The 3,174-nt window shown below is 45.0% G+C and carries 4 protein-coding genes; all 4 read left to right on the top strand.

Annotation, left to right across the window (positions count from 1 at the left end; translation table 11 throughout):
* Positions 1-90 precede the first annotated feature (90 nt).
* Positions 91-504, top strand: a complete 414-nt coding sequence (locus VN105_RS29200; protein WP_325646931.1) for a BrxA/BrxB family bacilliredoxin — start codon at positions 91-93, stop codon at positions 502-504.
* A 127-nt stretch (positions 505-631) separates the two neighbouring features.
* The gene (locus tag VN105_RS29195) at positions 632-1,933 is read left to right on the top strand and encodes a prolipoprotein diacylglyceryl transferase (protein ID WP_325646929.1); all 1,302 of its coding nucleotides are present in this window, start codon (positions 632-634) and stop codon (positions 1,931-1,933) included.
* A gap of 8 nt (positions 1,934-1,941) precedes the next feature.
* Positions 1,942-2,373, top strand: coding sequence for a hemerythrin domain-containing protein (locus VN105_RS29190; protein ID WP_325646927.1), 432 nt, complete (start codon positions 1,942-1,944; stop codon positions 2,371-2,373).
* A 169-nt stretch (positions 2,374-2,542) separates the two neighbouring features.
* Positions 2,543-3,174: DUF2167 domain-containing protein (locus tag VN105_RS29185; protein ID WP_325646925.1), on the top strand; the 632-nt coding region annotated here is incomplete at its 3' end.

Here is a 3,174-nt window from a genome sequence, read left to right as displayed (position 1 = left end):
CAAAAAGTCTATTTCAATATCCATTTTTTTACTTTTTGGGTACATATGACTAACTTTGTAAAAAATACAAACAGAAAAAACTCTAATTATATGTATCCAGCGGAACTTGTAATGCCAATGAAGGCAGAATTAACAGATAATGGCTTTGAAGAATTGCTGACACCGGAAAGTGTTGACAGCACATTGCAGAAAGAAGGTACTACACTTGTAATGATCAACTCTGTATGTGGTTGTTCTGCAGGTACAGCCCGCCCGGGTGTATTGCTGGCAGTGGCGCACAGCGAAAAGAAACCGGACAGGCTGACTACCAGCTTTGCAGGTTTTGACGGTGAAGCGGTAAAACAGATCCGTAGTCACCTGATGCCTTATCCTCCTTCTTCTCCGGCGATAGCCCTGTTTAAAAATGGTGAACTGGTGCATTTTATCGAGCGCCATATGATTGAAGGCCGTTCTGCACAAATGATTGCTGCAAACCTGGCTGACGCTTTTGAACAGTATTGCTAAATATTCACATTTCTAAATTCCAATTTAGAAATTCGAAATTGCATCGTACTTTGGTGGTTTGATTTTCCTTTTGATTAAATTCGGCTTTGTTCATAGGAAGATTCAGATCACCAATTTTTTTTCGGCTATGTATCCTAATCTATATTACGCGTTCAGAGAGTTGCTTGGCGTAGAGATCCCGTTTTTAAAGATTTTCCAGACATTTGGTTTTTTTGTTGCGATCGCCTTCCTGGCCGGCGCCTATATTTTAACGCGTGAACTCAAACGCTATGAAGCCCTCGGATTGCTGAAAGGTATTCCCGAAAAAGTGGTTACCGGGCTTCCTGCGTCGCAGGGGGAGCTGATCGGAAACGCAGTAGTAGGATTCATAATAGGATACAAGATCCTCGGGATCTTTTTTCAATGGGACACTGTTTCCCAGGATTTACAGTCGTTTGTATTCTCCGGCCAGGGCAGCTTTGTTGCCGGTATTCTTGTGGCAGCAGCCATGGCGGGATACAAATACTATACAAAAAAGAAAGAGGCACTTCCGAAACCTAAAGAAGAAACTGTGCTGGTAATGCCGCACCACCGCGTGCCGGACATTATTGTAATGGCAGCCATCGCAGGGTTACTCGGCGCTAAAATATTCCATAACCTCGAAAACTGGGGCGATTTTGTACAGGATCCCATCGGCGCTTTACTTTCTTTCAGCGGCCTTACCTTCTACGGTGGCCTGATAGTGGCCGCCATCGTGATCATTAGCTATGCCCGTAAAAAGCAATTTAATATCCGTGCGCTGATCGACAGTGCAGCGCCTGCGCTGATGCTGGCTTATGCCATAGGAAGAATGGGTTGTCATTTTGCCGGTGACGGTGATTGGGGAATTTACAACAGCGCCTATGCTGTAGATGCCGGTACAGGCCATGCCGTGAAAATGGCGCCTGCCACATTCCAGGATATGGTGCAGAAAAATGCCGCTTTTTTCCAGCAGCAATATGCAGCAGTAGAGAAGATCCCCCACGCTGCGTTTGAGAAACCGGCTGCCCTGGGATTTTTGCCGGACTGGTTATTTGCCTATGGTTACCCGCACAATGTTATTAAAGAAGGCGTACAGATGGCCGGCTGTGATGGCCAGTATTGTAAAGTGCTGCCAATTGCCGTATATCCTACACCGTTATATGAAATTATCGTTTGCCTGGTGTTGTTCGGAATCCTCTGGGCCATTCGTAAAAGGGTAAAGATACCCGGTGTTATTTTTGGCATCTACCTGATATTAAATGGAGTGGAGCGGTTTTTTATAGAGAAGATCAGGGTAGACACCAGGTATGACATTTTTGGGTTTCATCCCACACAGGCCGAAATTATTTCCACGCTCCTGGTTATTGCCGGTATTATATTAATTGGCGTCTATCGTAAAAATAATACTGCCGCAAATAAGCTTTCCTGATTTAGTATATGCAACGTCACACTTCATTAGTGCCCTTGTCGCACGAGCACAAGCGTCTCCTTTTTGTATGCCGCTATTTGAAAAAAGATGCCGCGCCATACGAAGGATTTCCACTGGAAACGCAGGCAAGGTTTGAATATATCGTAAAAGTATTCCATGAACTGATGGTGCCACATATTCAAAAGGAGGAATACCTTTTTGAAAAGTGTGCCGGTAAGCACGCAGCAATTGACGCCATGATCAGGGAGCTGCAGGAAGAACACCTGATTATTTCCCGTATGTATAGCACCCTCACGGACAGCATTGATATGGATGCCGCGATGGATGCGCTGGCATGTAGCCTGGAAGCGCATATCCGTAAGGAGGAACGGGAATTTTTTGAGCTGTTGCAAAGCGAGCTTCCGCATATCCTCGAGGATCTCAAACTGGAGCAGCCATAAATGTATTTAACGTGTTATTGACACTTTTTGATTTAAATACTAATTTTTCGTTAGAGTTATAGCAGCATTATGTATCTGTAATATTGCCTCAATAATTATCTGTATATTTTATAGCGGTTTATCCTGTTTGTTAGGCTGGTAAATAACCTTGGGCTATTTAATTACTGTTATGCGTACGTTCTTTTGCAGCTTGATTGTATTCAGTTGCTTAGCTGTCAGCCTCGAAACCATGGGATTATCCAGGGAGGATAGTCTCAGCAGGTACGATAAGCTGGATTCTTCCGAAATGGTGGCTGCTTCCTTTTCTTATAAAGCAGGTGAACAAGAGTTGGGACAGGGTACAATATTAAAAGTACCCGAAGGGTACCGGCTGCTCGATGCTGCGCAAAGCCGCGTGCTCGTGGAGCATCTGTGGGGTAACCCCGAAAATCCGAATACGTTGGGCGTGCTGTTGCCCAACAGGATGGGGCCTATGGATAAAGACTTCCGCGGTGTTGTGATTTCCTTTGATCCGTCGGGCTTTATGGAGGAATCGGAGATCCGGAAAATTGATTACATGAAGTTACTGGGGGAGATGAAAGAAGAGCTGAAGAATGAAAATATTTTGCGAAGTGGAAAAGGGGCCGGGCCGATATCCGGCATGGACTGGGCTTTTACTCCTTATTATAATAAAGACAACCACTCCCTGTGTTGGGCCCGTGTTTTACATTTTGGGAAGAATGAAGCGTCCATGCTGAATTATGAACTGAGATTATTGGGCCGGAAAGGGGCGCTCTGTTTCACCGCTATCGGCAAGGTGAC

This window comes from Chitinophaga sp. (assembly GCF_035564935.1).
Taxonomy (GTDB): Bacteria; Bacteroidota; Bacteroidia; order Chitinophagales; family Chitinophagaceae; genus Chitinophaga.
Note: the sequence above shows the minus strand (reverse complement) of the source record. Positions and strands in the feature narration are given on the sequence as shown.

What these genes read in the sequence shown, in the direction of transcription:
- VN105_RS29200 (WP_325646931.1), top strand. Translation starts at nt 91, where the DNA reads ATGTATCCAGCGGAACTTGTAATGCCAATGAAGGCAGAATTAACAGAT.
- VN105_RS29195 (WP_325646929.1), top strand. Translation starts at nt 632, where the DNA reads ATGTATCCTAATCTATATTACGCGTTCAGAGAGTTGCTTGGCGTAGAG.
- VN105_RS29190 (WP_325646927.1), top strand. Translation starts at nt 1,942, where the DNA reads ATGCAACGTCACACTTCATTAGTGCCCTTGTCGCACGAGCACAAGCGT.